This window comes from Luteimonas cucumeris, from assembly GCF_007830035.1.
GTDB lineage: Bacteria > Pseudomonadota > Gammaproteobacteria > Xanthomonadales > Xanthomonadaceae > Luteimonas_C > Luteimonas_C cucumeris.
Genome location: NZ_VLKN01000003.1, coordinates 1 through 25452 on the forward strand (window position 1 = coordinate 1; position 25452 = coordinate 25452).

The following is a 25452-nucleotide window of genomic DNA, read 5'->3' on the forward strand; positions in this document are numbered from 1 at the left end:
TCGCCGCCGGCACGGCGGACACCGATGCGGTCAACCTGGCCCAACTCGACGCGACGGTGGCCGAGGGCATCCGCTACTTCCAGGCCAACGGCAGCGGTGCCACGGGCGATGACGCCGTCGCCAGCGGCGTCAATACGGTCGCCGCGGGCAGCTTCGCTTCGGCCCCGGGATCCGAGTCGGTGGCGGTGGGCGCGAATGCGACGACAGCGGTGGCCGGCCACGGTACGGCGATTGGCTCCGCAGCGAATGCCGCAGTCAGCGGCACGGCACTGGGGCGGGAGGCGCAAGCCGCCCAGAACGCGGTGGCCGTGGGCAGGGGGGCGACGACGGTGTCGGGCACCGATTCGGGTAATTCGGCCGTGTCCATAGGAAACAACACGGGGGCCGTGGGTGATTTTTCCACGGTGCTCGGTTCGCTCAGTTTCGCACCGGCAGCTGCGACCAATGGCACCGTGGTGGGTTCGCAGAGCAGCGTCATTGCTATCAACGGCACCGCGGTAGGCAGCAACGTGGTGGTCGAAGCCAACCAAGGCACGGCGCTCGGCGCCAACAGCAGCGTGACGGCCGCCAACGCGGTGGCGCTCGGCGCCGGGTCGGTGGCCGATCAAGCGGACACCGTCTCGGTTGGCACGACCACGACACAGCGGCGGATGGTCAACCTGGCCGCAGGCGTTGATCCGACCGATGCGGTCAACGTCAGCCAGCTCAGCAGTGTCGTGGACGACAGCGTGCGTTACTTCAAGGCGGACGGCCTGAATAACGACACGGACGACGCGTCGGTCGTTGCGGGGACCAACTCGGTTGCGATCGGCGCCAACTCGGTGGCCAGCGAGGCCGACACGGTGTCGGTGGGTGATGTCGGCAGCGAGCGCAGGATCGTCAATGTCGCGGCAGGCACTGCCACGACCAACGCGGTCAACGTCGGCCAGTTACAGTCGGCCGGATTCACCCTGGATGCGGTGGGCACGGTGACCAATCCGGCGGTGACCTATGTCGACACGACTCGCGCACAGATCACCCTGGCGCCTGGCGGCACGACGATTTCCAATGTGGCCGCCGGCGGCGACCGATGCGGTCAACGTCAGCCAGCTCAGCACCGCCACGGCGGACCTGGCCTACTTCCAGGCCGATGGTCTGAACAATGGTACGGATGACGCCGAAGTCACCGGTACGAATGCGGTCGCGATCGGTGCCAATACGGTGGCCGACGAAGACAACACGGTCTCGGTCGGCGCTGCCGGCGCGGAGCGCCGGATTACCAACGTGGCGGCCGGCACGGCAACGACCAACGCCGTCAATGTCAGCCAACTCACGTCCGCGGGCTTCACGCTCGACGCCGCCGGCGTAGTGACCAATCCGGCAGTGACCTATACCGATACCGGACTCGGCACGATCAGCTTGGGCGGTGCCAGCGGCACGACGATCTCCAATGTCGCGGACGGCGTGGCGGATAGCGATGCAGTGAATGTGAGCCAGCTCACCACCGCCACGGCGGACCTGGCCTACTTCCAGGCCGATGGTCTGAACAATGGTACGGATGACGCCGAAGTCACCGGCACGAACGCGGTGGCGATCGGTGCCAACACGGTGGCCGACGAGGACAACACGGTTTCGATCGGTGCCGCCGGCGCGGAACGCCGGATCACCAACGTGGCAGCCGGCACGGCAACGACCAACGCCGCCAACGTCGGACAACTCACGTCCGCAGGTTTCACGCTCGACGCGGCCGGCGCAGTGACCAATCCGGCCGTGACCTACACCGACGCTTCGCGTGCGCAGATCACCTTGGGCGGTGCGAGTGGCACGACGATCTCCAACGTGGCGGCCGGCGTGGCGACGACGGATGCCGTGAATGTCGGCCAGCTCACCGCGGTGGCGGGTAACCTGGCCTACTTCCAGGCTGATGGTGCGAACGACGGCACGGATGGTGCCTCGGTCACCGCAGGCAGCAACGCGGTGGCGATCGGTGCCAACTCGGTGGCCAGCGAAGCCGACACGGTCTCGGTGGGCGATGTCGGCAGCGAGCGCAGGATCGTCAACGTCGCGGCCGGCACGATCACGACCAATGCGGCCAACGTCGGCCAGTTGCAATCAGCAGGCTTCACGCTCGACGCGGCCGGCGCAGTGACCAATCCCGCGGTGACCTATGTCGACGCATCGCGTGCGCAGATCACGCTCGGTGGTGCCAGTGGCACGACGATCTCCAACGTCGCCGCAGGCGTCGCCGGCAACGATGCGGTCAACCTGACCCAGTTGAACGACGCGATCGACGACGTGGTCGCCGAAGCCTCGCCGTACTACCAGGCAACAGGGCCTGCCGATGGCAGCGACAACGCGGTAGCCACGGGGACCGATTCGGTAGCGGCAGGACGCCTGTCACAGGCCGTCGGCGCCAACAGCACGGCCGTGGGAGCGGGCAGTTTCGCGGCAGGCCAGGATGACACCGCGGTTGGCGGCAATGCGCGGGTCGAGGCCGACCAGGGTACGGCCGTCGGTGCCAACAGTTCGATCGCGGCAGGTGCCACCGGCGCCTCCGCGTTCGGTGCCGGTAGCAGCGTGACTGCGGCCAATGCGGTGGCGATCGGTGCCAACTCGGTGGCGGATCGGGCCAATGCCGTTTCCGTCGGCGGTGCCGGCAGTGAGCGGCAGATCACCAATGTCGCCGCCGGTACCGCGGCAACGGACGCGGTAAACGTGTCGCAACTGGAGGCAGTGGCGGACACGGTCGGTGACGCGCTGTTGTGGGATGCCGCCGCCGATGGCGGCAACGGCGCGTTCAGTGCCAGCCACCAGGGCAGCGGGCCGAACAAGATCGTCGATGTTGCGGCGGGCGCGGTGAACGCCGGCAGCAATGAGGCGGTCAACGGCAGCCAGCTGTTCGCGGGCAACCAGAGCATCGCTACCGCTTTCGGCGGCGGCGCGGTGGTCAATCCCGACGGCACGGTCAGCGCGCCTGCTTTCATCGTCGGCGGCAACACCTACAACAACGTCGGCGATGCCCTGGCGAACCTCGATGGCCGTGTCACCAATATCGAGGTCGGCGGAGGCGGTGGCGGCAGCAGTCCGCAGTTCACGGCCAATGGCACGCCGCCAGCCACGTCCAGCGGCAGCAACTCGACCGCGGCGGGCAGCAACGCGCAGGCCACCGCGGCCAATAGCGTCGCACTGGGCGCCAACTCGGTCGCCGATCGCACCAATACCGTTTCGGTGGGTGCGGCCGGCAGCGAACGCCAGGTCGCCAACGTCGCCGCCGGTACCGCCGACACGGACGCGGTCAATGTCTCGCAGATGCGCCAGCAGGCGAGCAACACGCTGACCGCGGCCAACAGCTACACCGACGAACGCTTCAACCAGGTGGTGCAGATCCCGATGCAGGAGATCAACACCCTGCGCAACGAGGTGAACGAAGAGTTCAGGACCATGGACAAGCGCATCAACCGCCAGGGTGCGATGAACGCGGCGATGGTGCACATGGCCAGCAGCGCGGCCAACATCCAGACCATCAACCGCGTGGCGGTCGGCACCGGCTGGTCGGAAGGCCACAACGCGTTGTCGGTGGGTTACCAGCGCAGCCTGAAGAAGAATGTATCGCTGTCGCTGGGCGCTGCATTCAGCGGTTCCGAGCAGTCGGCCGGCGCCGGCATCGGCATCGGTTGGTAAGGCATCCAGGGACTCCGGCATCCGTGCCGGAGTCCTGGCCGGATGCGATACGGTGGCATCCGTGATGGATCGTTCCATCGGCGATGCTGGCGCGGTACACGCCTGCCCCGATATTTCCCGGCAAGCAGAAGCCAGCCCGGGAGGGCCCGATGAACACTGTTACCCATCAACATGCCCGCGTCGCCCGTACCGTGCGTGGCCAGGCCACGTCCGATGGCGCCGGCGTCAAGCTGACCCGCGTGATCGGCGGCCAGGCGCTGCCGGAGCTGGACCCGTTCCTGCTGCTCGACGAATTCGGCACCGATCGTGCCGAGGACTACATCGCCGGTTTTCCGGAGCATCCGCATCGCGGCTTCGAGACTGTCACCTACATGCTCGATGGCCGCATGCGCCACAAGGACAACCACGGCAACGAAGGCCTGCTGGTGCCCGGCAGCGTGCAGTGGATGACCGCCGGCCGCGGCCTGGTGCATTCGGAGATGCCCGAGCAGGAATCCGGTCGCATGCGCGGTTTCCAGCTGTGGGTGAACCTGCCGGCGAAGGAGAAGATGACCGACCCGCGCTACCAGGAGTTCGCGCCGGCGCAGATTCCGGTGGCGTCGCCTGCACCGGGCGTGTCGGTAAAGGTGATCGCCGGCGACGTCGACGGCGTGCGCGGTCCGATCGACCAGCCTGCCACGGCGCCGCTCTACCTCGACATCGCGCTGGATGCCGGTGCCGCCTGGCAGTACGCGCTGCCACCCGGCCACAACGCTTTCGTCTATCTGTACGAAGGTGACGCGAGCGTCGGCGAAGGCGATGAAGCGCGCGTTCTGGCCACGCACGAACTCGGCGTGCTCGGCGGCGGTGACCTGCTGGTCCTGAAGGCCGGCGCGGCGGATGCGCGTCTGATCCTGGTGGCCGGCAGGCCGTTGCGCGAGCCGGTGGCACGCCATGGGCCGTTCGTGATGAACACCCGCCAGGAACTGATGCAGGCCTTCGTCGATTTCCAGGAAGGCAGGTTCTGACGTCCCGGTCCGCACGGCGAATGTCGTGCGGACCACCGCCTGCGTTGCGTCCGGCCCACGATCCGGCGAGGATTCCGGTCCCGCTGGGCACGTTCGAGGCGCGATGAAGACGCTCCACCTGTTGTGCGCAGGCCTGTGCGTGCTGGCCGGATGCAGCAGCCAGCCTCCTCTCGGGGAACGCAATCGGGAGCTCGCGCTGCGTGAGCTGGAACGGCGCGAAGTGTCGTTCGACATCGTCGGGCTCGAAAACTCGACGCGCCGGGCGCAGGACGATGGCGCGTACCTGTTCGAGGAAGCGGGATTTTTCCGCGACACCGGCGACGCCGCTTTCAAGGCGTTGTTGTTGCATCTGGCGAAGACCCGCAACCATGGGCTGCGCGTCGTGCTGGAAAGGCATCCGCGCGACACGCGCTATCCAGCGAGCGAACTGCAGCATGCGCTCGACGAAGCAGTGCGGGAAGGCGCGACCGGGGCGGCATCCCTGTTGCTCGAGTACCGCGGGCAGCCGGGCGACGAGACCCTGTTTCATGCCGCGTACCGGAACGATGCCGCGTTGGCGCGGCTGCTATTGGAGGCGGGCGCTTCGTTCGAAGAAGGCGAGAATGCCGAAGCGATAGGCATGGCCGCGCGTTTGGGCAATCTGCAGACGCTCAAGGGCTTCGTGGAAAGCGGAAAAGCCCCGCAGCAGCAAGTCGCGCAATCCATCTTGCCGGCTGCGTTGACCGAAAAGATCGACGTGGTGCGGTACCTGGTGGAGCATGGCGTGGATGTCGACCAGGCCGACAGCGACGGCTGCACGCCGCTGCATTACTTGGCACAGGACGGCACCGTGGACATGGTCGCGTACCTGCTTGACCAGGGTGCGGACATCAACAAGGCCTGCCGGGGCAAGCAGACGCCGCTGCGCTGGGCGGGATATGGCAGCAACCAGCCGGTGATCGATTTTCTCGTCGAGCGTGGCGCGGTCGTTCATTGAGCGCGGCAATTCACGAAGCGAAGCCGGACGAGAAAGCCTCGCTTTTTTTTTCCTGTCGCGGAGTAGCCAGCTGCGACACCAGTCGAAGAACAGCGCCACGCCGGCCGGAACGCGCCAGGTTCACCGAGGTGGAGTGACCGGAATGCGGACCAGGAGCGAAGGGCTCATGAGTCGAAGGCGTCATGCGCCGGATGGGTGTGGCAGTCGCCTGCGCCATTCTGCGGATGTCCCAATGCCGCCTCTTCGGCGGCCAGACGGGAAACGCACAATGAAGACGCAGGTCGTGGGTGGGCTGGCGATTGGGTTGCTGGTGGCGGGTATGGCCGCCTCGGCGCAGGACGCCATCGTCGGTGAAAAGGGTGTAGTGGGCGAAAAAGGCGTGGTCGGTGAAAAGGGCGTCATCGGCGAGAAGCGCGGCGCACAGGAGCGACGCGGCCAGACCACCGCCGTGCTGCCGGCGAACATCAGCCGGCTGCTGCAGCAACCGGCGGTGACCGTCCGTTACCGGCCGGCCGCGATCAAATTGAAGCAGCTGCCACCGGAGGCGCTGGCCGCACAGCCGCAGGCCAGCGATCTCGGCACGCCGTTCCGGTTGGAACCGTCGCAAACGCCGGGTGCTGGACGTCAGTGGTACGCGTCGCACGCCACCAGCATCACCAGCGCGATGCAGCAGATCGAACTCGCGCACGATCCTGGCGCGCGGGCTTACGGGCGATTCGGCCTGGTGTTCCCGGTGCAGGCGGGCTATCGCTATCTGGTGGATTGTGCGATCGCAGGTGCTTCCGAGTTCGAGCTGAGCCATACCGGCTTCGGCCAGACCGCGGAAGGTGCACGTACCGCCGCCAACTCCGGCCTGGTCAGCTTCGTGTCGGCGCCGGTGCGGGACGGCGGGCGCGGCTGGATCGAATTCAAGGCGGTGCGCACGCAAAGCGCGGCCTGGCAGTGGCGCGGCTGCGAGATCACGCCGCTGCGGGCCCAGTAGCCGGGATGTGTTGGAGTGAAAAGAAAGGCCACGCGGATTGCATGGCCTTTTCGCATGCCGTTCTGAACCTACGGGTTGCTGGTGACGGTCACCCGTCGCTCGTCGCCCAGCCAGCGATAGATCACGCCACCCAGCAGGCCGCCGAGTATCGGCGCCAGCCAGAACAGCCACAGTTGCGCCACCGCCTGCGAGCCGGCGAAGAACGCCACGCCGGTCGAGCGCGCCGGGTTCACCGAGGTATTGGTGACCGGAATGCTGATCAGGTGGATCAGGGTCAACGCCAGGCCGATCGCGATTGGCGCGAAGCCGGCAGGCGCGAGCCGGTGGGTCGCGCCCATGATCACGACCAGGAACATCGCGGTCAGCACGACTTCGCACAGGAACGCCGCTGCGACCGAATAGCCGCCCGGTGACAGCGCGCCGAAACCGTTGCTGGCGAATGCGCCGGCGGCCGTAGGGTCGATCACGAACCCGGGTTGACCGCTGGCGATCTGGAACAGGATCCAGCCGGCCAGGATCGCGCCGAGCACCTGCGCCACCACATAGGGCACCAGGTCTTTCAGCGGAAAGCGTCCGCCAGCCCAGAGGCCGAAACTCACCGCCGGATTGAAGTGTCCGCCGGAGATGTGTCCGAACGCGTAGGCGCCGGTCAGCACCGTCAGGCCGAAGGCGAGCGCGACGCCGACGAAACCAATGCCGAGCGGATTGCCGTCGCCGCCGAAATTCGCCGCCAGTACCGCGCTGCCGCAACCACCCAACACCAGCCAGAACGTGCCGAGAAACTCGGCGCCGAGTCGCTTGAGCATATGTCCTCCCCGTTGCAGGCCGGCCGCCCGGCCACGGGCAAACGCTAGACCAGCGTGGTTAAGGCGGTGTGAGCGCGAGCAGGTGGAGGCCTCGAAGCTCGAACCGAGGCTGGTTCGGGCGACTGCCTGCGCGTGTGCCTGCGGTACCGGCGCGTACGCAGAAAACCGTCACGAGTGAGGGACCTGCCGTTCTTTCACGTCAGCGATGAAAACGACAAGCAGATCCCGCCATCCGCTGCTATTTGCTGCTGAGCCGATCCGGATCGAAATGCAGGCCTTGCACGATGCCCGTCGTTTCACGCAGTTGTGCGTCGGAATCGGCATGGATCCAGACGTGCACGTTGCGGCCGTTGGCCAGTTCGAACATGGTTTCGCGGACCAGCATGCCCGGCCGCGCGGCCAGCTCGCCTTCGTGCCAGTACACGCCCTGTCCGTTGACCGAGCCTTGTCCGCGACGATTGCTGCGCCGCAATTCATAGGGTTCCTCGTTGGCGATCGACACCCCGAACGCCTCGCTGCCATCGCTGCGGATCGCGCGACACAGTATCGAGTCGCCATAACTGCGTTGTTCCCAGCTCAACTGGCTGCCGGGAAGCTGCGGGCACGGCCCCGCTTCCTGGGCGTGCGCGGCACTGGTGAATCCCAGCAGCAACGCCAGTGATATCAGCGTCTTCATGGTTTTCCCCTGATTTGCGGCCCCGTACCGCAGCCCCGACCATAAACAACCCGGGGCGCCACCGCAAATCCGGTCGTCTCAGCGCTCGGGCAGGGGGATGAACTCGCGGTCATCGCCCGGGATGGTGCCGAAGCGGCCGTCGAGCCAGTCCTGCTTGGCCTGCTCGATGCGCTCCTTCGAGCTGGACACGAAGTTCCACCACACATGGCGATGCGCATCGAGCGGTTCGCCACCGAGCAGCATCGCCTTGACCGGCGTCCTGGCCCGCAATACAGGTTGCGTGCCACGATCGAGCACGACCAGGTGCTGCCGCGGGATGTCGGCGCCGTCGAGTTGCGCGTCGCCATCGAGCAGGTACAACGCGCGCTCGACGTGGCTGTCGTCGATCGCGATCTCGGCATCGGGCTGCAGGTCGATGGCGACGTTGAAGGTGTCGGCGAACACGCGCACTGGCGATTCCATGCCGAAGCCGCGTCCGGCGATCACGCGCAGCAGGCTGCCGTCGCGCTGCAGCTGCGGCAGCGTCGCGGCAGGATGATGATGGAATTCCGGCGCGGTTTCCTCGTCCGGCTTCGGAAGCGCCACCCAGGTCTGCATGCCGTGCGTTTCGGCCGGCTGCTCGCGCACGCGCGGCGGCGTGCGTTCGGAATGGGCGATGCCGCGGCCTGCGGTCATCCAGTTGACGTCACCGGGCGTGATGTCCTGCAACGATCCCAGCGTGTCGCGATGGGTGATGGTGCCGGCCCAAAGAAACGTCACGGTGGCCAGCCCGATGTGGGGATGCGGGCGCACGTCGATGCCGCGGCCAGGCTCGAACACGGCCGGCCCCATCTGGTCGACGAATACGAATGGACCCACCGAACGTGCCTGCAGCGTAGGCACCGCACGACGGACCTGGAAGCCGCCAAGGTCGTGGATGCGGGGGGCGATGATCGTGGTCATGGAAGCTCCGAATACAGGTCTTCCGGAAGCATGGCACCGCAGCGGCCTTGTCGCCATGGAGATCGCGCAACGATGCTTTCTGCTGCCGGTTCCACGGCCATTGCGGTGCGTCAGGAGCGCGCGCAGGTGCGCCCTTCAAGAGAATATAGCCCGCACGCATAGCGGCGGAAGCTCTGCAGTTTGCGGTAAGGAGCGGATGGGCGATCGGTGGCAACAACGCAAGTTCCCGACCCTGCGGGTCGGCTGTTCCGCCCGCTACCGCGTGCGGGTCACTTTCTTTGCTGGCCCAAAGAAAGTAACCAAAGAAAGGGCCCGAAGCCGGGGTGACAGACGTTGCACTCGATGGGTGCTGATGTGGGGCTGCTTTAGTTGCTGCCGGAGTTCTTGTTCTCGCCTGAAATTTGATTGCAGTGTTTGGTTGTCCTTCACAGCCTGACGATGGCTTTGGCTTTGGCTTTGGCTTTGGCTGCTGCAGTTGGTGTTGGCTCTTGACGCGGACCATCAAGGATCCGCGTGACCCCATAGACCCGGAGGGCGGCGGCCATGGATGGCCGCCGTTTTCCGACCGAGCCATGGATGGCGAGTCGGAAAATCCCCGAGGACTACCAATCGCAACGGGAGCTTTGTCGGGGAAGGGCCTTCTCTTTGGTTACTTTCTCTTGGCCCTTCAAGAGAAAGTAACCCGACTGCGGCAGCAGGCGGAAACTCCGACCTGAAAGGTCGGCAAATGCGTCGCAACACCAAAAGCAAGATCAAAGTCACTGGATCCCGGCTTACGCCGGGATGACGAGCAAGAGCAGCAAAGCCGCTAAGTCCCGCCCATCCTGAGCTTGTCGAAGGACACGGGGACGACGGCAGAAAGGCAAAGTAGTAGCAAGTTCGCCCTACAAAAGCCCCAATACCCGGCCGTGGCGCCAACGATTCACGGCGCAGTCCCGAACCGCAGCCGCGCCTCCGGTTTCTCGCCCCGCGCCAGCGAAACCAGCTTGATGCTGTCCCCACCCAACGCCCGACTGCGCTTGTCGGCAAACCCCGTATGCAGTTCGAACGATTGCGCGGCCGCGCCGGCCGCGGTCCATTCGAACGTCACTTCCGCGTCGCCGGCCCAGACGCAGCGCACGTCGGGGCGGCACCGCGAATCCGACTTCACGCCGACGTAGCGCAGCGTGCTGCGGTCGGGCAGGGCGACGCTGTCGCCCGGAGACATGGTGAACTCCTGGTTCGCGTCGACGCTGCGCAGGCCGGCTTCGCTCCCGCCTGCGGCGGCTGGCGTCGCGCTGCAACCGAGGGTGAGTGCGGCGAAGGCGCCGGCGAGGAGAAGAGGGCTGAGGCGACGGGTGGCGGGCATCGGGCGCTCCTGCGTGGACTGGTCCCGAGCCTATCCGCTGCCACCCCAGCGTGCCGTGAACCGGCGCGCAGACTCAGGCCTTGCCGGCGTCGCGCCGCGAGGCCAGCCGGTCGGCAAGGCGGGTCGGTTCCGGCAGCCGGTAGGTGGTGACGTACCGCATCACCAGGTCGGCGGCGGACGCCATCGCCACGCGATGGCCCGGCGATACGATCAGCGGATTGCATTTGGGCTTGCTGCGCAGCAGCCAGCCGATCTGCTCACCCTTGTGCCGCAGCGGCACGTACGCGCCGCGTACCTGATGCGGTTCGGACGCGGTGCCGACCAGGATCTTCTTGGCGACGCCGATGCTCGGCAGCCCGGTGGCGACGCCGAAATGCGCGGCGATGCCGAGCCGGCGCGGATGCGCGATGCCGTGGCCGTCGACGAACACCATGTCGGGCGTGGTGCCCAGCAGCGTCAACGCGCGCAGCAGCGCCGGCAATTCGCGGAACGACAGCAACCCGGGGATGTAGGGCATCACCGTGTCGATGCGCGCGACGTGGGATTCCAGTGGCTGCATCGTGCGTGCGTCCAGCAGCACGGCCGCGGCGCGGGTGATCGCGCCATCCTCCTCGAAGCCGACATCGAAACCGGCGATCGTGCGCAGCGATTTGTCGAAGCCGTCGCGCAGCGAAACGCGTCCGGCCAGTTCGACCTGCACGTCGCGCGCGCGGGCGACATCGCCGTCCCACGCAGGCACGGCCGACGAATCGATGGCGATCGTGGTCATCAGGCGGCCTTCAAGGTGGTCAACAGGCCGCGCGCGGCGTTGAAACGCGTCGCCGCATCGGGCAGGTCGAGCTTGACCCGCAGTTTGTCGGGCCCGTCCATCTGGTACGACTTCGGCTGGCCCTGGATCAGGCGGATCACCGCCATCGGGTCGATGTTCGGCTTGCTCTCGAAATGCACGCGTCCGCCGTTCTCGCCGAGGTCGATCTTGCGCAGGCCCATCTGCGTCGCCTGCAGCTTCAGTTCGGCGATTGCGAACAGGTACTTCGCGGCGTCGGGCAGCAGCCCGAAGCGGTCGATCATCTCGACCTGAAGTTCGCGCAGTTCCTCGGCATCGCGCGCGGAACTGATGCGCTTGTACAAGGTCAGGCGCGCATGCACGTCTGGCAGGTAATCGTCGGGGATCAGGGCAGGGACGTGCAGTTCGATGTCGGCACCATGCGTGCGCACGCCGTCGATGTCGGGGAGTTCGCCGCGCTTGATCGAACGCACCGCGCGCTCCAGCAGTTCCGTGTACAGGCTGAAGCCGACCTCGGCCATCTGCCCGCTCTGGTCCTCGCCCAGCAGTTCGCCGGCGCCGCGGATTTCCAGGTCGTGCGTGGCGAGGGTGAAGCCGGCGCCGAGTTCGTCCATCGCCGCGATCGCATCCAGCCGCTTGCGCGCATCGGCGGTGATCGAGCGCTGGTCGGGAATCACCAGGTAGGCGTAGGCGCGATGGTGCGAGCGGCCGACGCGGCCACGCAACTGGTGCAGCTGCGCGAGGCCGAACTTGTCGGCGCGGTTGATGATGATGGTGTTGGCATTGGGGATGTCGATGCCGGATTCGATGATGGTCGAGCACAGCAGCACGTTGAAGCGCTGCTTGTGGAAGTCGAGCATCACCCGTTCCAGCTCGCGTTCCGGCATCTGGCCATGGGCGATGCCGATCCGCGCTTCCGGCACCAGTTCCTGCAGTTCGCGCTGCATGCGGCCGATGCTCTCGACATCGTTGTGCAGGAAGTACACCTGGCCACCGCGCGCCAGTTCGCGCTGGAAGGCCTCGCGCAGCTGGCCGTCGTCCCACGGCACCACGAAGGTCTGCACGGCCAGGCGATGCGCCGGTGGCGTGGCGATGATGGCGAGGTCGCGCAGCCCGGCCATCGCCATGTTCAGCGTACGCGGGATCGGCGTCGCGGTCAGCGTCAGCAGGTGCACGTTGGCGCGCAGCGCCTTCAGCGCTTCCTTCTGGCGCACGCCGAAACGCTGTTCCTCGTCGACGATCACCAGGCCCAGGTCCTTGAACTTCACGTCCGGCTGCAGCAACCGGTGCGTACCGACGATTACGTCGACCTTGCCTTCGGCCACGCGCACCAGTTCGGCTTCGATCTCCTTCTTGGACTTGAAGCGCGACAGCACTTCCACTTTCAACGGCCAGTCGGCGAAGCGGTCTGCGAAGTTGCGATAGTGCTGCTCGGCCAGCAGTGTGGTCGGCACCAGCACCGCAACCTGCTTGCCGGCGCTGGCGGCGACGAAGGCGGCGCGCACGGCGACTTCGGTCTTGCCGAAGCCGACATCGCCGCAGACCACGCGATCCATGGGCTGCGAACTGGACAGGTCGCGGATCACCGCTTCGATCGCGGCGTGCTGGTCCGGCGTCTCCTCGAACGGGAAAGTCGCCGCGAAAGGCTCGTACATCGCGCGGTCCACTTCCAGCGCGAGTCCGGCGCGGGCCTGGCGCTTGGCCTGGATCTCGAGCAGTTCCGCGGCCACGTCGCGTACCTTCTCGGCGGCCTTCTTCTTGGCCTTGGTCCAGGCTTCCCCGCCGAGCGAATGCAGCGGCGCGGTCTCGGCCGAAGCGCCGGAGTAGCGGCTGATCAGGTGCAGTTGCGCGACCGGCACGTACAGGCGGTCGCCCTTGGCGTATTCGATGTCCAGGTATTCGCCAGGCTGGCCGCCGGCCTCCAGCGTGACCAGGCCGCGATAGCGTCCGACGCCATGGTCCTCGTGCACGATCGGCGCGCCTTCGGACAGCTCGCCGAGATCGCGGATGATCGCTTCCGGTTCGCGGCCGGCACGCTTGCGGCGGCGCGGTTGCGCGGCGCGCTCGGGAAACAGCTGGCGTTCGGTGAGGATCGCGATCGCCGGTTCGTCGAGGGCGAAGCCGTTGTCGAGCGGGGCGACGGCAATCGCGAATTCTTTCAGCCCGTCATCCCGGCGAAAGCCGGGATCCAGCGCTTCGGTGTCGCTTGTACGCGCAGGGAGAGCTGGGTCCCGGCTTTCGCCGGGATGACGGCCTAAAGCAAAAGCCTGGAAATCCGGCAGCACATCCGGCGACAGGCCCGCCGCCTGCAGCACTTCCAGCAGCGCCTCGCGACGCCCCGCCGTATCCGCCGCGATCAGTACGCGTCCGGGATACGTCGACAGGAACGACTTCAGCGCTGCAGCCGGTTGCGCATCCTTGGCCGCCAGCGGCAGGTCCGGTGCCGGCTGGTCGCCCAGAGGGAGTGCCTGTTCGCGGCGCGCATGTTCCGCGCCGCAGACTTCGACGCGCTCGGACTGGTTGAGGCGCTCGCGCAGGCTGTCCGGCGGCAGATACAGCTCGTCGGGCGCCAGCAACGGGCGTTCGATGTCGTGGCGACGCTGTTCGTAGCGTTCGCTGGTCTGCTTCCAGAACTGCTCGGAAGCGGCGAAGGCGCCATCGGCGATCACCGGCAGGGTGGATTCGCCGAGGTAGTCGAACAGCGTCGCCGTGCGATCGAAGAACAGTGGCAGGTAATACTCGACACCGGCCGGCGCCAAGCCGGCCTTCAGGTCCTGGTACAGCGCGCTGCGGCGCGTGTCGATGTCGAAGCGGTCGCGCAGCGTGTCCATCGCGCGCTGGGTACCGGCGTCGTCGAGCGGAACTTCGCGTCCGGGCAGCAGCTGTACCGCATCGGTCTTGTCCAGCGAGCGTTGCGATTCCGGATCGAAGGCACGGATCGAGTCGATGACATCGTCGAACAGCTCGACGCGATACGGCTCGTCGGCGCCCATCGGATAGACATCGAGCAGGCCGCCGCGCACGGCGAAGTCGCCGGGGTCGAGCACCTGCGGCACGTTGCGATAGCCGGCCGATTCGAGGCGGCGCTTTTCGGCATCCAGGTCCAGTTGCTGGCCGACGCGGACATCGAAGGTGTTGCCGACCACGTAACGCAGCGGCGGCAGGCGCTGCATCAGCGTCTGCACCGGCACCACCACGATGCCACGCTTCAGCGTCGGCAACCGGTGCAATGCGGCCAGGCGCTGCGAGACGATGTCCGGGTGCGGGCTGAACTGGTCGTAGGGCAGGGTTTCCCAGTCCGGGAAATGCAGGATCGGCGTGGCGGTCGCGGCATCGCCGAGCAGCGTGCGCAGGTCGGACTCGATCTGGTGCGCGCCGTGGTTGTCGCGAGCCACCACCAGCAGCGGTCCGCAATGCACATCAGCGGCGCGGGCGATGGCCCACGCCAGCGCGGAGGCGGAGGCTGGCGCGCGCCACCAGGCGCGTTGCTGGCCGGCCTTGGGCAGGGGTGGAGTCGGAAAGGAGATGATTTTTGGTTCGTTGGTCATCGGCACGCGGAAAACGACGGCAGCGCCGGACGCGGTTGCGCCCAGCGCGGGAGGCACAGTCTAGCGGGTGCGTCCCGGGCCGGACCGTTGTGCGGCAGCGACACCGGCATCGCTGGGTCAGCTCGCGGCACCGCGGTGTTGTGCCTCAGGGCGGAAATCGCGGTGCCCAGTCGCCGACAGCCTGTGCCACTGGCCGGGCCGGCAACTCAGATCAGTGCAGGTCAAGCACGACCCGCACCAGGCCCGGCGCATTGGCGGACTCGCGGCGGAAGCCCAGCGACTGCGCCAGCTGCAGCATCGGCTGGTTGTGCTCCAGCACCTCGCCGTACAGGCGCTCCAGCTTCTTGCCCTTGGCCCAGCGCACCAGCCGGCGCATCAGCTGCCGGCCCAGGCCCATGCCGGCGATGTAGTGGCTGACCAGGATCGCGAACTCCGCCTCGCGGCTGCCGGGGATGGTCGATGCGCGCGCGACCGCCCCGACCAGCGCTTCGCCGGGCGGCAATGGCTCCGCCACGACCAGTGCGAATTCGCTGCGCGGGTCGGGGCGGGTCAACTGCTGGGCCTGCTCCGTGCCGAGTTCCTTCATCGCGAACAGGAAGCGTTGCCGGACCTCGTCCGGCTGCAGCAGCGGGAACGCGGCACGAAGCGGACCGGCATCGTCTGGCCGGATCGGTCGGATCAGCACTTCACGGCCGTTGGGCAAGCGCAGATGCTCGTGCCACGGCGGCAGGCGGTTGCGAGGACTCATGCGCAGATGCTGGCATGGTGAAAGTGAAGCTATGCTCTACGGGTGAAGATCGCCGCCGTACGCCGCCTCGTTTCCGCCTGGCCGGGCGTCAGTGAGGATGTGAAGTGGAGCGGGGTACTGGTGTTCTCGGTCGGCGGCAAGATGTTCTGCGCCATGCGCGTCGCCGCTGCCGGTGGCCTGGCCTTCAGAGTGGAGGCGGAGCGCTTCCTCGAGTACACCGATCGTCCGGGGGTAGTGCCGGCGCCGTTCCTGGCGCGCTGGCACTGGGTCAGCCTGGCCGTCCCCGACGCCTTGCCGGACGCCGAGGTCCGCGTCGCGATCCGCCGCAGCTACGAACTGGTGCGTGGCAGGTTGAGCAGGAAGCTGCAGCGCGAATTCGCCGACTAGAAGGCGATCAGTGCAGCCGTGCCGGCTAGCCAGGCAACTGTGGCCGCCCTTTGTACTCAGCCCGCGGACGCGGCGCGTCCTGGTTTGCGCAGGCGGCCGATGGCCGACACCACCGCCAGTACCACCGCGCCGGCGACGATGCCTACCACGACGTTGAACAGGTTGCTGGTCAGCCAGCCCCAGGCCTGTTCGGCATAAGGCTCGATGAAATGGTGCAGCGCCGGGAAGCCATGTACGAGGATGCCGCCGCCGACCAGGAACATGGCCGCGGTGCCGGCGATGGACAGGAACTTCATCAGCCACGGCGCGCCGGCCAGGATCATGCGGCCGATGCCGCGCTTGATCGCGTTGCCGCGCGGGTCGCGGGTGAGCAGCAGGCCCAGGTCGTCGAGCTTGACGATGCCGCCAACCAGGCCGTACACGCCCACCGTCATGATCAGCGCGATCGCCACCAGCACTCCCAGGCGCTGCATGAACGGTGCCGCGGCCACGGTGCCCAGCGAAATCACGATGATCTCCGCCGAAAGGATGAAATCGGTGCGGATCGCGCCTTTGATCTTGCGCTTCTCGAACGCGACGATGTCGACCTGCTCGTCCTGCACTGCCTGCACCAGTTCGGCGTGATGCTGCGCATCCTCGGCCTTGCTGCGCTGGAACTTGTGGGCGAGTTTCTCCACGCCCTCGTAGCACAGGTAGGCGCCACCGATCATCATCAGCGGCGTCACCGCCCAGGGCGCAATGGCGCTGACGACCAGTGCCGCGGGCACCAGTATCGCCTTGTTGACGAACGAGCCCTTGGCCACCGCCCACACCACCGGCAGTTCGCGGTCGGCGTTGATGCCGGACACCTGCTGCGCGTTGAGCGCCAGGTCATCGCCCAGCACGCCGGCGGTCTTTTTGGTGGCGACCTTGGTCATCACCGAGACGTCGTCGAGCAGCGTGGCGATGTCGTCGAAAAGGGCGAGGAAGGCGGAAGGCATGAGGATTCGCGAGTCCTGGGAAAGCGGATTCTGTCACAGCTTCATGCGATGAGCTTTTTTGGCACGGACAAGATGGATGAACAAACAACTGGCAACCCAGGTCGACTTGTAGAGCGGGGCAAGCTCCGCTCTACGAAGCGTCAAGTCGGCATCCGCAACCATTCGAGGTGGCTCGAACCGCCGCCGTCGTCGAGCGCGCCAAGCAGGGCCTGCAAGGCATGGCCCAGCACCGCATCGATCTGCCACGGTGCGTTGAGCAGCAGCAGGCCGCTACCGTTCATGCGTAGCGGCGAGTCGTCGGCACGCACCAGCAATTCAACCGCCAGCGCCGATCTCGCCGGCAGGTTTGCGGCCTTGCGGTGGAACGGCCGCAAGGTCCGGCGCAGCTTGATCGGGTACCACAGCGCGAACACGCCCTCCGGCCAGCGCTGCAGCCCGTCGCGCAGCGCGCCCACGGCGGTCTCGAATTCGTCCAGTTGCGCTTCGTAGGGCGGGTCGATCAGCACCAGTCCGCGACCGAGTTTCGTTGCGCCGATCTTGGGCGGCAGCAAGGCCTTCATCGCCGCATAGCCGTCGCTGGCGTGGACGGCGACACGGCCATCGCCAGTGAAATTCGCCTTGAGCGCTGCCGCTTCGATCGGCTGCAGTTCGCAGCAGGCGATGCGGTCCTGCTCGCGCAGCGCGTGCGCCAGCAGCCAGGGCGATCCGGGGTAGGCGTCGTGGCCGAGCGCGCTGCGGCAGGCGCGGACCGCTTTCAGGTAACGCGCGATCGCCGGGTCTTTCGGTGGCGCAGCCAGCAGCCGGCCGATGCCCGCTTCGGCCTCGCCGGTGCGTTGCGCTGAACTCGATTTCAGCCGGTACAGGCCGCGGCCGGCATGCGTGTCCAGTGCGAACAGCGGCGTCGGTTTGGCGGTCAGGGCGTCACAGATCGCCAGCAGGGCGACGTGCTTGAGCACGTCGGCGTGGTTGCCGGCATGGAAGGCGTGTCGGTAATTCATCGCAGGAGTCTACAGCCGCTATGCTGCCGGCATGGTGGCCCATTCCCAGACGATACTGCTGGCCGAAGACGAAACGGCGATCGCCGATGCGGTGCTCTACGCGTTGCGCAGCGAGGGTTTCGTGGTCGAACACTGCCTGCTTGGCGGCGAAGTCGCCCCACGCCTGCGCGCCGGCGGCGTCGACCTGCTGCTGCTCGACGTCGGCCTGCCCGACATCAGCGGCTTCGACGTATGCCGCCAGCTGCGCGGCTTCAGCGACCTGCCGGTGATCTTCCTTACCGCGCGCAACGACGAGATCGACCGCGTGCTCGGCCTCGAACTGGGTGCCGACGACTATGTCGCAAAACCATTCTCGCCGCGCGAGCTGGTCGCCCGCGTCCGCGCACGCCTGCGGCGGCATGTGCCGGCGGAGAACAGCCGGAAGCGCGGCGATTTCGAGATCGACCGCGAAGGCCGCCGCATCCGCTACGCGGGCCGCGCGCTCGATCTGACCCGCTACGAATACGCACTATTGGCCGAACTGTTGCGCCGACCCGGCGCGATCCTGAGCCGCGCGCAACTGCTCGATCGTGCCTGGGATGACGACAGCGACAGCGCCGACCGAACCGTCGACACCCACGTCAAGACGCTGCGCCACAAGCTGCGCGAGGCCGGCGCCGAACGCGATCCGATCCGCACCCATCGCGGTGTCGGCTATTCGATCGAGGTGTGAATGAAACTGGGGCTGCGCCTGTTCCTCGGTTTCTTCCTGATCGTCGGCGTCGCCGCGTTCTTCGTGATGCGCGTGTTCGTCGACGAGGTCAAGCCCGGCGTGCGCCAGGCGATGGAGGCCAATCTGGCCGATACCGCCAACGTACTCGCCGCGCTCGCCGCGGCGGACATGAAGGCCGGCCGCATCGCCGATGGCGCGTTCGCGCGCGACATCGCGGCGGCCGAGCGCCGTCGTCTTGGCGCCGACATCTGGGGTACGCGCAAGGATCGCCTCGACTACCGCATCCTGGTCACCGATGCGCGCGGCATCGTCGTCTACGACTCGCAGGACGAAGCCGTGGGCAAGGACTATTCGCGCTGGAACGACGTCTATCGCACCCTGCGCGGCCAGTACGGCGCGCGTTCCAGCGGTGAGGTGCCGGGCGACCGCAAGAACACGGTGATGCACGTCGCCGCGCCGATCCTCGACGTCGACGACGAAGACCGGATCATCGGCGTGCTGACGGTAGCCAAGGCCAACCGCACCATGGAGCCGGTGATCGCACGCAGCCAGCGCAACATCCTGCGCGGTGGCGGCTGGTTGCTGGGCCTGTCGGCGCTGATCGGACTGGTGATGACCTGGTGGCTGGTGCGCGGCATCGGCCGCCTCAACCGCTATGCGCAGGCCGTGAGCAGTGGCGAGCGTGTGCCGCCGCCGCCGCCGCGCCGCGACGAGATCGGTGATCTCGGCCGCGCGCTGGAAACCATGCGCCGCGAGCTGGAAGGCAAGCAGTACGTCGAGCAGTACGTGCAGACGCTGACCCACGAGATGAAAAGCCCGCTGGCGGCGATCCGCGCCGCTGCAGAACTGCTGCAGGAACCCCTGCCGGAAGCCGAGCGCGCGCGTTTCGCTGCCAACGTGCAGGGGCAAAGCGAGCGCCTCAACGAGATGATCGAGAAGCTGCTGGCGCTGGCGGCGGTCGAACATCGGAACGGGCTCGACCAGCGCGAGCGCATCGACGTGTCCGAACTGGTCGATGAAGCGGTCGAAGCCCTGCGTCCGCGGCTTCTGCAGGGCGAGGTCGACGTGTCGGTATCGGCTCCCGCGAGGCCGGTGGTCGTCGTAGGCGATCGCTTCCTGCTGCGGCAGGCCTTGCGCAACCTGCTCGACAACGCGATCGATTTCGCGCCGCGTGGATCGGGCATCGAGGTCCGATGGTCGCGCGACGAGCGCGACGCGGTGCTGCAGGTCGGCGACCGCGGGCCGGGCGTGCCGGAGTTCGCGCAGGAGCGGGTGTTCGAACGCTTCTACTCGCTGCCGCGGCCCAACGGCGGGCGCAGCACCGGTCTGGGTCTGACCTTCGTGCGCGAGGTGGCCGGACTGCACGGCGGCAATGTCAGGCTGGTACCGCGCGAGGGCGGCGGAGCCCAGGCCGAGTTGCGGCTGCCTGCCGTGTAGCGTGCGCTGAGCGCACGATCAGCGTCCACAGGCAGGCATCATGCGCGCAGCGCACGCTACAGTGCGCCGTCGAGTTCCGTTCATGAGTCGGCTTCACGCTGGCTTCAAACTCGCCCCGTCGTGGCCTCATGGCCGCCCTGCACGCTGGCGCAGTCCATACAGGGAGCTGCGCCATGAGAAACATGCGTCTGTTGTTCCGCTTCATCACCGTTGGTGGCCTGGTGCTGTTGCTGCTGATACCGCTGGCGATGATCCGCGGCACCATCCAGGAGCGCCAGATGTTCCGCAACCAGGCGGTGCAGCGCATCGCGCAGACCACCGCGGGCGCGCAGAACCTGGTCGGTCCCTTGCGCGTGGTGCCGTGGTCGGAAACGCGCGAGGTCGACACGGTCGATGCTTTCAATCGTCCGCAGAAGAAGACCGAGACCACTACCGGTTATGCCCTGCAGGCGCCGCGATCGCTGGTCATCGACGGCAACCTGGTGCCCGATACGCGCCGGCTGGGCATGCACGAAGTACGCGTCTACGAGTGGCGTGCGCGGCTGCAGGCGCAGTTCGACGCGGCGCTGCCGCAGGATAACGGTGCCCGCCGTTACGGCGTGCCCTACCTGATCCTGGCGATCCAGGACGTGCGCGGCCTGGTTGGCACGCCGGAATTGAAAGTCGATGGCCGGCCGCTGCGCTTCGCGCCCGGCACGCTGGACGCCAGTGGCCGTTTCGGCGGCGTGCACGCGCGTCTGCCGGAAATGGCCATCGCGCGCGACGTGCAGATCGATCTCGCCCTGACTGGCACCGAGTCGCTGGCCATCGCGCCGGTGGCCGACAGCAATCGCATCTCGCTGCAGTCGGCGTGGCCGCATCCTTTGTTCGGCGGGCGCTTTCCGCCGCGCACGCGCGAAATCAGCAGCGACGGCTTCAAGGCGCACTGGGACATCTCGTCGCTGGCCAGTGATGCGCAGGGACAGTTGAAGGCGGGCGCGGGGCTCATCGGCGACAAGGCGCTGGACAGCCTGCAGGTGAACCTGGTCGATCCGGTCAACGTCTATTCCAAGGCCGAGCGTGCCAGCGAGTACGGCATTCTTTTCATCGTGCTGACCTTCGTCGGTTTCGCGATGTTCGAGCTCATCAAGCGTCTGCCGATCCATCCGCTGCAGTACCTGCTGGTCGGGCTGGCGCTGGCGATCTTCTTCCTGCTGCTGTTCAGCCTGTCGGAGCACATCCCGTTCTGGCAGGCCTATCTGGTATCGGCGGCCGCATGCATCGGACTGCAGGCCATGTACCTGAGCCACGTGCTGCGCAGTTGGCGACGCGGGCTGGGTTTCGCGACCATGCTGACCCTGCTGTACGCCGTGCTCTACGGCTTGCTGATCTCGGAAAACAATGCGCTGCTGATGGGTTCGCTGCTGCTGTTCGGCATCCTGGCCGCGATCATGTGGGTGACGCGCAAGGTCGACTGGTACGAACTGGGATCGTCGCTGCGATAGTCGGTGCCGCATCCGGCATGCAATCGCCGGGGCGTCGCCCCGGCCTGCGGACGACGGTAGAGTGGCGGCATGGATGCCGCCCCTGCCATTGCCTGTTTCCGTGGCGCCGGAATCGCCCGCCACCTGGATGACGTGGCCCGGCTGCGCATCGCAGTGTTCCGCGACTGGCCCTATCTGTACGACGGCGATCTGTCCTACGAGCGCGATTACCTGGCTGCCTACGCCGCGTCGCCCGACAGCGTGTTCGTGCTGGCTTTCGACGGCGACGAGGTCGTCGGCGCATCCACTGGGCTGCCGTTGGCCGACGACACGCCCGCCTTCCAGACTCCGTTCGTTGCGCGTGGGATTCCAGTCGCCGAGGTGTTCTATTGCGGCGAATCGGTGTTGTTGCCGGCCTACCGTGGCCGCGGCATCGGCAACGCCTTCTTCGACCAGCGCGAAGCGCATGCCCGGTCGCTCGGCCGCTTCCGCTGGACCGCGTTCTGCGCCGTCGATCGCGCCGCTGGCGATCCGCGCCGGCCGACTCATCATCGCGACAATGAAACCTTCTGGGTCCGGCGCGGCTATGCGAAGCAGCCGGGCATGGCCATGCACCTGGACTGGAAGGAAATCGGCGTCGGCGATGTGGAGCATTCGCTCACCTTCTCGTTGCGTCCGCTTGAGCAGGAAGCCGGATGAAAGTCGCCGTCGCCAAGTACCCGATCGACATGCCGCACGATTTCGCGGCGTTCGCGGCCAAGCAGCAGCGGCTGCTGTACGACGCCGCCAACGGCGGTGCACAGGTGGTGGTACTGCCCGAATACCTGTCGCTGGAACTCGGCGCGACTTTCGAGGAGCGTGTTCGCGGTGACCTGCACGCCTCGCTTGCCGCGATCCAGCGCCATCAAGGCGACTGGCTGGCGCTGTTCGGCGGCATCGCCCACGACACCGGCATGCACGTGGTCGCCGGCACCTTCCTGCTGGCGCTGGACGATGGCCGCTATCGCAACCGCGCATATGTCTTCGCCCCGGATGGCGGCCATGCCTGGCAGGACAAGCTGCAGCTGACCGGCTTCGAGAAGAGGGCCGGCTGCATCGATGCCGGCGATGCGCTCAAGGTGTTCGGCTTCGGCAGCCAGCGCAGTGGTATTGCGGTCTGTTACGACATCGAGTTCCCGCTGCCGGTGCGCGCGCAATGCGAAGCCGGCGCACGCCTGCTGTTCGCGCCGAGCTGTACCGACACGCCGGCCGGCGCGACCCGGGTGCACGTGGGTTGCCTGGCGCGTGCGCTGGAAAACCGCTGTTTCGTCGCGAAAGCGGTGACGGCCGGCGCGGCGCCATGGAGTCCTGCCTTGGACGTGAACACTGGCGACGCCGCGATCTACGCACCGATGGACGTCGGGCTGCCGGCCGACGGCATCCTTGCGCAGACCCGGGGCGAACAGGTCTGGGCGATCGCCGACCTGGATTTCGAAGCGCTCGAAGCCAGCCGCGCGAATGCGCAGGTGGCGAACGATCGCGACTGGGCCGGCCAACACCTGCCGGCGCTGCGGCGTGCCCGCTATGAAGCCCTCGATTGACGTGAACTAATGCACGGCTGCATGTTGGTGAGTGATACTTTAGTGTCACTTCATGCGTACCGAACTCGTCACAACGCTCAAGCGCCAAGCTACCGAACTCATCTCGGATGTCGAACGCGACAAAGAGCCCATCCTCATCACTCAGCACGGACTGGCCAGCGCCTATCTGGTGGACGTGGAGAGTTATGAACTCATGCAGCGGCGCTTGGCCGTGCTTGAAGGAATTGCCCGCGGCGAGCAGGCGGTGGCCGAAGGCCGGGTGGTCTCCCACGCGCAAGCGAAATCACGCCTCTCCCGATGGCTGAAATAGTCTGGTCGGAGCCGGCCCTGAGCGATCTGGACGCGATCGCCGACTACATCGCACTCGAAGATCCTGCGGCGGCTTCCGAACTGGTCAGGCGTGTCTTCAGTCACGTGGAGCAACTGGCCGAGCATCCCGAAAGCGGCAGCCGGCCGTCGGAGCTCAAGCGGTCCCGTTATCGGCAGATCGTCGAGCCGCCGTGCCGTGTTTTCTATCGCCATGACGGCAACAGGGGTTTCATCCTGCATGTCCTGCGCTCCGAGCGGCTGTTGCGCAAAGAACGGCTTGCGTCTCGGGCCAGACGGCCGAAGACCTGACTATCGGCCGGCGGCCGGGCCGGTCACGCAGCTTGCGGCAGGACGCCTAGCTCCGGCCAGGCATGACTGATGGCCTGCGGCACCGCGATCTCCACGGCCTAGACTCGATGGTTTGTGCAATCGGGCAGGGTCCCGGGGAGACAAGCGTGATCAAGGGGTGTATGGCGGTACTGTGCTTGGCCGTTGCCGGCGTGGCGCAGGCGAAAGAACCGGTGGACCTGGACATGGTCAGCCGCATCCGCCAGGAGGCACTCCATCGTTCGCAGGTCATGGCCACGTTCGGCCACCTGACCGAGGAAATCGGTCCGCGACTGACCAATTCGCCATCAATGGCGCAGGCCAATGCCTGGGCACGCTCGAAGTTCGGTGAGTGGGGCCTGAGCAACGTGCGCGACGAGGCGTTCGACGATTTCGGCCGTGGCTGGGCGTTCCGCTCCGCCAGCGTTGAGATGCTGGCGCCGCGCGCGATGTCGCTACGCGCCGTGCCCAAGGCCTGGACGCCGGGTACCGATGGGCCGGTCGAAGGCGAGGCGATCGCGGTCAACTTCAAGACCAAGGCCGACCTCGACAAGTACAAGGGCAAACTGAAAGGCAAAGTCGTGCTGCTGAGCGAGGCGCGCGAGTACAAGCCGGGCACCGATCCCGACTCCAAACGTTACGACGAGGCCGGCCTGACCGACCTGCTCGCCTTCACCGTGCCCAAGGACGCCAAGCCGGATGAGCGCAAGGAGCGCGCCGACAAGTACCTCGAACGACAGGAGCTGTCGCAGGCGATCAATCGTTTCCTGGTCGACGAGGGCGCGATCGCCGCGCTGAGCATCAGCGGCTGGGACAACGGCGTGGTTCGCGTCGGTGGTGGCGGCTCGCGACGTGCGGGCGAACCGGTCGGCGTGCCGGAACTGGCGGTCGCGGCCGAGCACTACAACCCGCTGCTGCGCGCGCTGGATCGCAAGCAGCCGGTGCGCCTGCGCATCGATGTCGACGCCGGTTTCACCAGCGAAAGCAATGATCCCGGCTACAACACGCTTGCCGAGATCCGCGGCAACGGCAAGGCCGACGAAGTGGTGATGATCGGCGCGCACATGGATTCCTGGCACGCCGGCACCGGCGCGGCCGACAACGCCGCGGGCGTGGCGGTGATGATGGAGGCCATGCGCATCCTCAAGGCGGTCGGCGCCAAACCGCACCGCACGATCCGCGTGGCGCTGTGGAGCGGCGAGGAGCAGGGCCTGATCGGCTCCTCCGCCTATGTCGCCAAGCACCTGGCCGACTATCCGGCCACCACCGATCCCGAGCAGAAGAAGCTGCCGCGCTCGATGCGCGAGCGCACCGGCCCGCTGCAGCGCAAGAGCGACTACGACAAGTTCGCCGCCTACTTCAACCTGGATAATGGTTCCGGCCGCATCCGCGGCATCTATGCGCAGGAAAACCTCGCTGCGATGCCGATCTTCGAAGCCTGGATGGCGCCCTTCAACGACATCGGCGCGACCGTCGTCACCAACCGCAACACCGGCAGCACCGACCACATCCCGTTCGACCGCGTTGGCCTGCCGGGTTTCCAGTTCGTGCAGGATGGGCTGGACTATTTCAGCAACGTGCACCACAGCGACCTGGATACCTACGATCACGCGGCGCCGGAAGACCTGAAGCAGGCGGCGGCGGTGATCGCATCCTTCGCCTATCACGCCGCGATGCGCGAACAGAAGCTGCCGCGCAAGCCGCTGCTGGAAGACTGAGCACGCTACCGCTGCAACCAGCGCACCGACACGGGCCGGCATTGCCGGCCCGTTTTCATTC

Annotated in this window: 22 protein-coding genes and 1 pseudogene; 14 read left to right on the plus strand and 9 right to left on the minus strand. The window is 66.9% G+C overall.

Features of this window, described 5'->3' with window-relative positions; all coding sequences use genetic code 11:
* The 5 genes and pseudogenes from IP90_RS05995 to IP90_RS06040 form a co-directional block, all read left to right on the plus strand.
* Positions 1 to 1154 (plus strand): annotated as a pseudogene (locus IP90_RS05995) (hypothetical protein); the annotation flags it as partial.
* Positions 1048 to 3660 carry a YadA family autotransporter adhesin gene (locus IP90_RS16605; RefSeq protein ID WP_158635288.1) on the plus strand — a complete coding sequence of 871 codons (2613 nt, stop codon included), beginning with the start codon at positions 1048 to 1050 and terminating at the stop codon, positions 3658 to 3660. The pseudogene IP90_RS05995 and the gene IP90_RS16605, both read left to right, overlap by 107 nt.
* A 149-nt stretch (positions 3661 to 3809) precedes the next feature.
* Complete coding sequence (locus IP90_RS06030; RefSeq protein ID WP_144898737.1) at positions 3810 to 4667, plus strand: pirin family protein; 858 nt, start codon at positions 3810 to 3812, stop codon at positions 4665 to 4667.
* Between the two features lie 103 nt (positions 4668 to 4770).
* Positions 4771 to 5643, plus strand: a complete 873-nt coding sequence (locus IP90_RS06035; protein ID WP_144898738.1) for an ankyrin repeat domain-containing protein — start codon at positions 4771 to 4773, stop codon at positions 5641 to 5643.
* Between the two features lie 268 nt (positions 5644 to 5911).
* Positions 5912 to 6625, plus strand: coding sequence for a hypothetical protein (locus tag IP90_RS06040; RefSeq protein ID WP_144898739.1), 714 nt, complete (start codon positions 5912 to 5914; stop codon positions 6623 to 6625).
* Between the two features lie 68 nt (positions 6626 to 6693).
* Here the strand turns inward: IP90_RS06040 and aqpZ are convergent, their stop codons facing one another.
* The 7 genes from aqpZ to IP90_RS06075 all read right to left on the minus strand — a co-directional run bounded on the left by aqpZ (position 6694) and on the right by IP90_RS06075 (position 15480).
* Complete coding sequence (aqpZ, locus tag IP90_RS06045; RefSeq protein ID WP_144898740.1) at positions 6694 to 7431, minus strand: aquaporin Z; 738 nt, start codon at positions 7429 to 7431, stop codon at positions 6694 to 6696.
* Between the two features lie 238 nt (positions 7432 to 7669).
* Positions 7670 to 8107, minus strand: coding sequence for a hypothetical protein (locus tag IP90_RS06050; protein ID WP_144898741.1), 438 nt, complete (start codon positions 8105 to 8107; stop codon positions 7670 to 7672).
* 78 nt (positions 8108 to 8185) lie between these two features.
* Complete coding sequence (locus IP90_RS06055; protein ID WP_144898742.1) at positions 8186 to 9049, minus strand: pirin family protein; 864 nt, start codon at positions 9047 to 9049, stop codon at positions 8186 to 8188.
* 922 nt (positions 9050 to 9971) lie between these two features.
* Positions 9972 to 10397 (minus strand): hypothetical protein, encoded by a 426-nt coding sequence (locus tag IP90_RS06060; protein WP_144898743.1) that lies wholly within the window; start codon positions 10395 to 10397, stop codon positions 9972 to 9974.
* Between the two features lie 73 nt (positions 10398 to 10470).
* Positions 10471 to 11166, minus strand: a complete 696-nt coding sequence (gene nfi, locus IP90_RS06065) for a deoxyribonuclease V (RefSeq protein ID WP_144898744.1) — start codon at positions 11164 to 11166, stop codon at positions 10471 to 10473.
* The gene (mfd, locus tag IP90_RS06070) at positions 11166 to 14732 is read right to left on the minus strand and encodes a transcription-repair coupling factor (protein WP_144898745.1); all 3567 of its coding nucleotides are present in this window, start codon (positions 14730 to 14732) and stop codon (positions 11166 to 11168) included. The genes nfi and mfd overlap by 1 nt, the downstream gene beginning before the upstream one ends.
* A 211-nt stretch (positions 14733 to 14943) precedes the next feature.
* Positions 14944 to 15480: a GNAT family N-acetyltransferase gene (locus IP90_RS06075; protein ID WP_144898746.1), complete on the minus strand. Its 537-nt coding sequence runs from the start codon at positions 15478 to 15480 to the stop codon at positions 14944 to 14946.
* 42 nt (positions 15481 to 15522) lie between these two features.
* Here IP90_RS06075 and IP90_RS06080 point away from each other — a divergent pair, with 42 nt between their 5' ends.
* Entirely contained in the window at positions 15523 to 15867 is a 345-nt protein-coding gene (locus IP90_RS06080) for an MmcQ/YjbR family DNA-binding protein (protein WP_144898747.1), read from the plus strand.
* A gap of 56 nt (positions 15868 to 15923) precedes the next feature.
* On the opposite strand, the gene IP90_RS06085 is transcribed toward IP90_RS06080, so the two are convergent.
* A complete protein-coding gene (locus tag IP90_RS06085) occupies positions 15924 to 16847 on the minus strand; it encodes a DUF808 domain-containing protein (RefSeq protein WP_144898748.1) in 924 nt (307 codons plus the stop codon).
* Between the two features lie 140 nt (positions 16848 to 16987).
* A complete protein-coding gene (locus tag IP90_RS06090) occupies positions 16988 to 17845 on the minus strand; it encodes a 23S rRNA (adenine(2030)-N(6))-methyltransferase RlmJ (protein ID WP_144898749.1) in 858 nt (285 codons plus the stop codon).
* A gap of 31 nt (positions 17846 to 17876) precedes the next feature.
* On the opposite strand from IP90_RS06090, the gene creB reads away from it, so the two are divergent.
* From creB to IP90_RS06130, 8 genes are all read left to right on the plus strand, one after another.
* Positions 17877 to 18557, plus strand: coding sequence for a two-component system response regulator CreB (gene creB, locus IP90_RS06095; RefSeq protein ID WP_144898750.1), 681 nt, complete (start codon positions 17877 to 17879; stop codon positions 18555 to 18557).
* Complete coding sequence (gene creC / locus IP90_RS06100) at positions 18558 to 19994, plus strand: two-component system sensor histidine kinase CreC (protein ID WP_144898751.1); 1437 nt, start codon at positions 18558 to 18560, stop codon at positions 19992 to 19994.
* Positions 19995 to 20167: 173 nt separating this feature from the next.
* Positions 20168 to 21478, plus strand: coding sequence for a cell envelope integrity protein CreD (gene creD, locus IP90_RS06105; protein ID WP_144898752.1), 1311 nt, complete (start codon positions 20168 to 20170; stop codon positions 21476 to 21478).
* A 69-nt stretch (positions 21479 to 21547) separates the two neighbouring features.
* The gene (locus tag IP90_RS06110; RefSeq protein WP_144898753.1) at positions 21548 to 22156 is read left to right on the plus strand and encodes a GNAT family N-acetyltransferase; all 609 of its coding nucleotides are present in this window, start codon (positions 21548 to 21550) and stop codon (positions 22154 to 22156) included.
* Positions 22153 to 23037, plus strand: coding sequence for a carbon-nitrogen hydrolase family protein (locus IP90_RS06115; protein ID WP_144898754.1), 885 nt, complete (start codon positions 22153 to 22155; stop codon positions 23035 to 23037). Before IP90_RS06110 ends, IP90_RS06115 begins: the two co-directional genes overlap by 4 nt.
* Before the next feature lie 52 nt (positions 23038 to 23089).
* Positions 23090 to 23347, plus strand: a complete 258-nt coding sequence (locus IP90_RS06120) for a type II toxin-antitoxin system Phd/YefM family antitoxin (protein ID WP_144898755.1) — start codon at positions 23090 to 23092, stop codon at positions 23345 to 23347.
* Positions 23335 to 23655 carry a type II toxin-antitoxin system RelE/ParE family toxin gene (locus IP90_RS06125; protein WP_144898756.1) on the plus strand — a complete coding sequence of 107 codons (321 nt, stop codon included), beginning with the start codon at positions 23335 to 23337 and terminating at the stop codon, positions 23653 to 23655. Before IP90_RS06120 ends, IP90_RS06125 begins: the two co-directional genes overlap by 13 nt.
* Before the next feature lie 161 nt (positions 23656 to 23816).
* A complete protein-coding gene (locus IP90_RS06130) occupies positions 23817 to 25391 on the plus strand; it encodes a M20/M25/M40 family metallo-hydrolase (protein WP_144898757.1) in 1575 nt (524 codons plus the stop codon).
* Positions 25392 to 25452 lie beyond the last annotated feature (61 nt).